The sequence below is a fragment of the Siminovitchia sediminis genome, from assembly GCF_042680885.1.
In the GTDB taxonomy this organism is placed as follows: Bacteria; Bacillota; Bacilli; order Bacillales; family Bacillaceae_C; genus Siminovitchia; species Siminovitchia sediminis.
Window position 1 is genome coordinate 1 of the sequence record NZ_JBHUEO010000061.1, and the last position, 7,136, is coordinate 7,136.

Below are 7,136 nucleotides of genomic sequence, written 5' to 3' on the forward strand. Positions count from 1 at the left end.
TTTGCACACTGAAGTGCAAATCAATTATATAGGAGGTGGCTCAGTTATGGCAGAGGTGGCTCTAAATCATGTCATAGGTGGCTCTAAAATATGGCAGAGGTGGTATTATCCGATGTCTTTATTCAAATACCCATTTTTTTGAAATATACCCATTCCCTTACATAAGCCTATACTGATTAATATTAATCAGCCCCAATTTAGCCCCAAATACGTTCATTTTCATGCTTTAGCCTAAAAAATCAAGAAAAGTAAAAAAGCCTCGAATCCTTGATAAAACAAGGTCTCTAAGGCTTTTAATACGGTGCTTTGCAAAGCAATTTCCCTAACGTGAGTAATCAAAAAGTTAATTTGGATGATATTCACCATCTAGAAAATAATACAAGAACGTACTACAAAGAGCGATACATAAAGGAAAATGACTTGGAACAAAAATTAATTGTCACCTATTCACCTCTACCAACGGTACCAATCGTCCATTCGGGAAAAACAAATTGAACGAGTGATTTTAAAAAAGTATTTGGACCATTCTAAAATAATTTTCTTTTTGAAAAGAAGATTAGTCTTTCATAAATCTTCTGGCAACCATAAATTGAACGATTGGAAATATGATAACTCCAATACAAAATGCAGAAAGCAAAAAGATACTGCCTAAATCAGATTCATTTATTTGACTGTATACAAACCAAAGAACAAATAGAAAAGCTATTAGAATATAGTAACTTATCTTTCCACTTATATTCTTAATTTGTTGGCCCATTTCATCTTCTTCAGCTTTTGAATCATCGCCCCATGTTGCTGAATAAAAGAATGTTAAAATAACAACAACCCATAGCAGAATATCAGGTGCTGGATTTTCACTATCATTTAAAAAATCTATAATATATAAACCTAAAAATAAAAGGGTGATAACACTTAAAACAATGCCAGTTAATACTTTTAGTTTTTTATTTCTCATTAGATTCCTCCTCGCTTTTGCTTTCTGCCAACTGAAATTGAAACAGCTCATCCACTGTTATATCTAGGATAGCTGCGATTTTAAATGCAAGAACAAGACTTGGATCATACTTATTATTTTCAATAGCATTTATTGTTTGTCTGGACACATCACATTTATTAGCAAGAAGTTCTTGTGACATTTTCTGTGTTTTACGTAATTCCCTGATACGATTTAACATTAGATGCCCGTTCCTCCCTCCTTTTTGTCAAACATATTTTACATTTTTAATTATATTATGCAGCAAACAAAATGTCAAACATCTTATACATATAGTGATTGTAAGATAAATGAAACCTTGATCAGAGGAGAAATTTTGAAACATTAATACAGCTAGGATGTTGTTTAATAAGCGTCTCTTTTCTTTTTAAACTATAGCGTGATACTTTAACAATCGGGTCAGATTCCGGAGTAATAACGAATTTCCTAACAAAGGATATATAACAAAACACCTCCCGAACATTCGAGAGATGTTTCGCTCTTATTTATTTACAATGCGATTGTACGTATTAACGGTTAATACGTAATAGACTGCATAGATGATAACAAAGAAGACTATAGCCATTAGAATAGGGAAGATAAGATTGATTCCAATGAGATTAGAAATAAAGTTGCTAGTAAAGTACAATGCCACACAACTGTGCAATATTCCTACGGTTAGTGGCAATCCAAACACAAATAATGACTGCCTTTTGATTGATTTACGTATATCCTTTTTATTGACACCGATTTTTCTAAGGATTTCATAGTGTCCTTTCGCCTCATTCGCTTCTGTTAACTGTTTGAAATAAATGATACTTCCACTTGCCGCTAAAAATACAAGCCCCAAAAATCCAAAAATAAAAAGAGTAATTGCGTTTCCTTCTTTACCTTGCTTATACTCAGTATAAAATGATGAAGAAACTTGAAAATCGTTTCCAACCAGTTTATTTACTTTCTTTGATGTGGCTTGTGCCGTTACTTCATTTTCCACTTCATATACTTTATAAGTTAATGGAGCCTCTTTTTTGGCTATCTCAGCAAACATTTCGTTACTGACTACGAGAAAGAAATCGGGATAATCGAAAGGTAGCACATTACTTTCAACCATATGAACAAATGGCAGTTTGCTGCTTCCTTGAGGCAATTGAATCGTTATATTTTCTCCTTTAAAAACCGACTTCGTATATTCAGTAAACCTTGGCTGGATTACTGCTGCTTGATTTCTTGATAGTGAGATTGTTTCATCCTTATTTAAAGCATTCGCTGCTTTATTAAATGTACTTTCTGAGATTAATTGCACAGGATTTATGTCATAATCCAGTTGAAATGAGAGTATTGCTTTTACCTGAATGACGGGTATGTCTAGTTGGGCTTTTATTGGATGTCGATGATCTGCTTTTATTATGCTCTCCACCTGCGAATCAAATTCTGGACCTTTTGACAAATGCGAATAGCTGAACGGAACAACTTCCTCAGCTCTTTTTTCGTTGCTGTAATACCCACTGTAAGTTGCACCTAAGAAACAGATCGTTGCAGAACTCAACAATGCAATGACTGTAAAGGTACGTGCATTCCCTCTAATACGAAACAGTAAGCGAGATGTTTCAATTATTCTAGTTCCTCTGTAATAACGCGACTTATTTTTTTGTGATAATCTTAATAAATAGACCGTTACAGATTGAAAAAATAAATGGGTGCCAATGACGAGAGCAACAAAAGCAATACCATAATTTTTCATTAAATATTCCGTAGTAAATTCGTCAGGAAATGGTTTTAATATCAGCCAGTAACTAACGACAAGCAATATAACTCCGATAACAGCCGAAATAAGTGAAACCTTTGGAATTTGTTCTCCTTTTTTCTCATCATAGAATAATTCGATTAATGTAAAACGATAAATCAAACGGTAACCTTGAACAGAAGTGAATAAAATAATGACCATAAAGACTATGACTGTTTGGGTAATCGCTAGAATGGAAATACCGAAGTCCACATCGGCAATTGAACCCATAAGTTTTATTAAAATCATTGCAAATAATTTGGAAAGTAAGGTTCCAAGAATAATTCCAATAACTATTGCAATGATTCCCATAATCAAATTTTCATAAAATAACATTTTTGCAATGGTTTTCTTGCGTAAACCAAGTATGGCGTACAATCCGACTTCTTTCTTCCTTTTTCTTGTGAAGAATGAATTGGAGTATAAAATAAAGATTGCTACGAATAAAATTAAGATAATTGATGATACCCCAAACATGAAACTCATTGTATCCGACAATTCAATGCTTTCCTGAATTTTTTCGCTATATTGCAAGGAAGTGAACGTATAATAAATAACCATGCTGAATACGAGCGTAACAAAATAGACAAAATAATTATTGAAATTACCTTTAATATTTTTCCTTGCTAAACTAAATAATGTCATTTGCTCCACCCCCCAGTGCGGATAGAACATCCAACACCTTGTTGAAAAATTCTTTGCGGGATCTTTTCCCTTTCACAAGTTCTGTGAAGATTTTACCGTCTTTAATAAATAGGACGCGATTACAATAACTTGCCGCATAAGCATCATGGGTAACCATTAAAATGGTTGCCTTGTCTTGTTCATTTAGATCCTTTAAACTTTCTAACAAGTCTGTTGCTGATTTCGAATCCAACGCACCTGTTGGTTCATCTGCCAATATTAGGCTTGGCTTTGAAATAATCGCTCGCGAAGCTGCCGTGCGTTGCTTTTGTCCACCAGAAATTTGATACGGGTACTTATTTAAAATGTCGCGAATTCCAAATTTATCTGCCACTTCATCTGCTCTTCGTTCCAATTCTTTAATGTTCAATTTTGCCAAGGCTAACGGCAAGATAATATTTTCTTTCACAGTTAAAGTATCTAATAAATTATAGTCTTGGAAAAGGAAACCAAGTTTGTCACGGCGAAAGGCAGATAATTGTTCTTCATTCATCTTTGTCAAATTGATTCCGTCAATCACAATGTCCCCCGTAGTCGGCTCGTCAATAGTTGCCAATATATTTAGTAAAGTTGATTTACCAGCACCCGAGGGTCCCATAATACCGACGAATTCACCTTCCATGACGGTTAAGTCTATATCCTCCAAAGCTGAAAATACATTTCCCTTTGCACCATAGACTTTTTTTATTTGTTTTGCTTCGACAATAGTTTTCATATTTAAATCCTCCATTCAGAGCTGTTTTTTCTACAATTTAATTGTACAATAGGAAACCTTAATATAAACTTACAGCTTGATCTCGTAATCTTACATTTTCGTCACATTGATAAAAAATATATTAAACACGATGTTTTCTTTGTATGTTGGTCGATATTCAATTAATATGATGTTACAGAAGGATGATTGTGGAGGGAAGAGGAATGAAAATCATGATTGTGGAAGATGATTTGACCATTCGTGATATGGTAGGGGAAGCATTAGAAAAATGGGGTTTTGAAACCATTAAGATCGAAGACTTTGACCAAATCATGCAGGTATTTCTTAATCATGATCCTCACCTAGTCATCATGGATATCAATTTGCCATCGTTTGACGGATTTTACTGGTGTAATAAAATCAGAGAAATTTCAAAGGTCCCTATGATCTTTCTCTCTTCCCGTGATACACCAATGGATATAGTGATGTCGATGAACATGGGAGGAGATGATTATATTCAAAAACCTTTCCATATGGATGTATTGATTGCAAAAATTAATGCACTCCTTCGCAGAACGTATTCCTATATGGAAACACAGTCTCAGACAATGGAACATGATGGAATTATATTAAATCTTGAAAACGGAGAGGTCTTACATGGAGATCGAAAATCGGAACTCACGAAAACAGAATTTCTTATTCTGAAAATCCTCATGCAAAACAAAGGTACCATTGTAAATCGAAGGAAAATGATGCGAAGCCTTTGGAAGGATGAAAATTTTGTGGACGAAAATACATTGACGGTTAATATTGCTCGTTTGCGTAAAAAGCTTGCCGAACTTGGAAAAGAATACTTCATTACGACTAAGAAAGGACAAGGTTATATTATCCAATGAGTTTCATTCAATATCTAAAAGATAAACGGAATTTCTTTATATTATATGTGATCGTTATGTTCTTTGTTTCTTTGATGATGTTTGTAAGCGCACATTCCAGACACGCTGTCAATGATATTGTCTATATCAATGTGGTTATCTTTTTTATTGTGGCTATTTATGTAATCATCGAATACTATTTTAATAGGGAGTTTTATCTGGAATTACATGATTTGGTTGAAAGTAGCCATGAAGAATTTCTCGCAACTCTTCCTAAACCGCGAAACAATGAACAACAGATTTATCTTGAATTATTAAAAAAAGTAAATGGTATGCATGGCGATCAACTACAAAAGTTGTATAACGAAAAACGCGATCATCAAGATTTTATTACATCTTGGATTCATGAAGTTAAGGTTCCGATTGCGGCAGGTCGCTTGCTTATGGAAAACAGTAATGGAAGAACTGTTGAATCCCTTGTGGACAAGTTTGAAGATGAGTTGGATAAAATCGAAAATTACGTGGAGCAGGCTCTTTATTATTCTCGCATTGATTCGTTTTCCAAAGATTATTTTATTTCCGAGGTAGCGTTGGATCAAATCGTTAAAAACAGTGTAAAGAAATATGCCAAATCCTTTATTAACAAGCAAATTCGTTTTCATATGGATGATATGGAGCAGGTTGTCCATACCGACAGTAAATGGCTCGGATTTATCATAGACCAAGTTTTTTCAAATGCTTTAAAATATACAGATGAAGGCGGGGAAATCTCCGTACAATTTAAGGAAGATCGAAAAGAAAAGCGGCTGCTGATTCAAGATACAGGCATTGGGATTAAGCTGGAAGATATCAGCCGCGTATTTGAAAAAGGATTTACAGGATCTATTGGGAGAAGTCATTCCAAATCTACCGGGATAGGCATTTACCTTGCAAAACAAATGGCCCTTAAATTAGGACATGACCTCTCCATTCAATCGGAAGAAGGCAAATATACGAGGGTCACCATCCACTTTCCGAAAATCAGAAATTATTATCATCTATAAGTATAATGGTGGGGTTAAAAAATTGGGTAATCGGAAAATAAGTATCAAATTAAAGATGTTCAAGTAGAATAATGTTTATCCCGAGGCTTATAAGAAATAGTAAAATAATTTAGTCAATAGTAAGTGAATTGGGGTAACAAAAGGGTACCGCAATCAAAAATAAGATATAACGCTATTTTGTGTCTATATGTAATAGATATTACAGACGATAATAATATGGGCGGTATGATATAATAAACACATTTTCACAAATTGAAATAGCCCCAGATTTACCCCTACTGGACAAACTCTCACTATATTTCAAAGTTTGAATCAGTATGAGATATTCTCCTTATATTGTTCTATCTCTATTAGCATAAGAAAAATCAAAGGAGTTGTGTAATAAACTCACACCTTAAAAGTGAAAAAAAGCGATTATATCAACATTTGTTGGATTTTTGCTTATTGTGTCCCTTCTCACTTTATATGTATCAACAGAAATAAATAGTATTATGTTTTGTTTGGCTGTGAATAGCTTTTTTGAACAGACTGATTATGGAGCAATTAAAAAAAGATTAATACATAGCAACTATCGGAAGAATATCACAGTAAAAAAACAAATAATCTTCCTGAATTTATACGCATAATGGGGTGTTTCTATTTTTGACTAGGAAGCACCTTTTTTTGTGGTGTTAGGACATAGATGACCCCCTCTATCTGTTTGGAAGAGAAGGTTATGGTTCCTCCAAGTCATTTTACTTTAGTCCATTTTATCCCCATTTTATGAACATGTGAACTAGCTTAGGATTCATTTTGTTACAAGCCGTCTAATTCAGTTGGTTTTTAGATAGTGTGCTATATGTTTTGTTGGAGTATTATATTGATAATCAGGGAAATAAAAACTATCGTATGTATATATGATTAACCTAAATAAAAAATTTTTATACGACCGGGGTAGATAGTGTATAAGAGATTTATAATGTATTTGGCAAGTAAAAAATGTATGAAATGGCATTTAAAAATGCATGCCACTCGCCAACGGCCTTATGAATGTAATAATGACTCTTTGTAACGGAAGCTGTCGCCCGTAAAAAGCAATAGATGC

The 7,136-nt window shown here is 33.8% G+C and carries 6 protein-coding genes; 2 read left to right on the plus strand and 4 right to left on the minus strand.

The genetic code is table 11. From position 1 onward, the window contains the following. Positions 1-556: 556 nt before the first annotated feature. The 4 genes from ACFSCZ_RS15680 to drcA form a co-directional block, all read right to left on the minus strand. Complete coding sequence (locus ACFSCZ_RS15680) at positions 557-955, minus strand: hypothetical protein (RefSeq protein ID WP_040037946.1); 399 nt, start codon at positions 953-955, stop codon at positions 557-559. Continuing rightward, on the minus strand, positions 945-1,175 hold the full coding sequence (locus ACFSCZ_RS15685; protein ID WP_164216701.1) for a helix-turn-helix transcriptional regulator: 231 nt from the start codon (positions 1,173-1,175) through the stop codon (positions 945-947). Before ACFSCZ_RS15685 ends, ACFSCZ_RS15680 begins: the two co-directional genes overlap by 11 nt. A 300-nt stretch (positions 1,176-1,475) precedes the next feature. After that, positions 1,476-3,401: a daptomycin efflux ABC transporter permease DrcB gene (gene drcB, locus ACFSCZ_RS15690; RefSeq protein ID WP_380775143.1), complete on the minus strand. Its 1,926-nt coding sequence runs from the start codon at positions 3,399-3,401 to the stop codon at positions 1,476-1,478. Further along, positions 3,388-4,155 carry a daptomycin efflux ABC transporter ATP-binding protein DrcA gene (gene drcA / locus ACFSCZ_RS15695; RefSeq protein WP_380775145.1) on the minus strand — a complete coding sequence of 256 codons (768 nt, stop codon included), beginning with the start codon at positions 4,153-4,155 and terminating at the stop codon, positions 3,388-3,390. Before drcA ends, drcB begins: the two co-directional genes overlap by 14 nt. A 203-nt stretch (positions 4,156-4,358) precedes the next feature. Here drcA and ACFSCZ_RS15700 point away from each other — a divergent pair, with 203 nt between their 5' ends. Both ACFSCZ_RS15700 and ACFSCZ_RS15705 read left to right on the plus strand, forming a co-directional pair. Then, positions 4,359-5,030 carry a response regulator transcription factor gene (locus ACFSCZ_RS15700; protein ID WP_380775148.1) on the plus strand — a complete coding sequence of 224 codons (672 nt, stop codon included), beginning with the start codon at positions 4,359-4,361 and terminating at the stop codon, positions 5,028-5,030. Further along, positions 5,027-6,052: a sensor histidine kinase gene (locus ACFSCZ_RS15705; protein ID WP_380775150.1), complete on the plus strand. Its 1,026-nt coding sequence runs from the start codon at positions 5,027-5,029 to the stop codon at positions 6,050-6,052. The genes ACFSCZ_RS15700 and ACFSCZ_RS15705 overlap by 4 nt, the downstream gene beginning before the upstream one ends. Positions 6,053-7,136: the final 1,084 nt, after the last annotated feature.

Excerpts from the sequence above, each read along its gene's own strand:
- ACFSCZ_RS15680 (WP_040037946.1), bottom strand. The coding sequence starts at position 955 with ATGAGAAATAAAAAACTAAAAGTATTAACTGGCATTGTTTTAAGTGTT.
- ACFSCZ_RS15685 (WP_164216701.1), bottom strand. The coding sequence starts at position 1,175 with ATGTTAAATCGTATCAGGGAATTACGTAAAACACAGAAAATGTCACAA.
- drcB (WP_380775143.1), bottom strand. The coding sequence starts at position 3,401 with ATGACATTATTTAGTTTAGCAAGGAAAAATATTAAAGGTAATTTCAAT.
- drcA (WP_380775145.1), bottom strand. The coding sequence starts at position 4,155 with ATGAAAACTATTGTCGAAGCAAAACAAATAAAAAAAGTCTATGGTGCA.
- ACFSCZ_RS15700 (WP_380775148.1), top strand. The coding sequence starts at position 4,359 with ATGAAAATCATGATTGTGGAAGATGATTTGACCATTCGTGATATGGTA.
- ACFSCZ_RS15705 (WP_380775150.1), top strand. The coding sequence starts at position 5,027 with ATGAGTTTCATTCAATATCTAAAAGATAAACGGAATTTCTTTATATTA.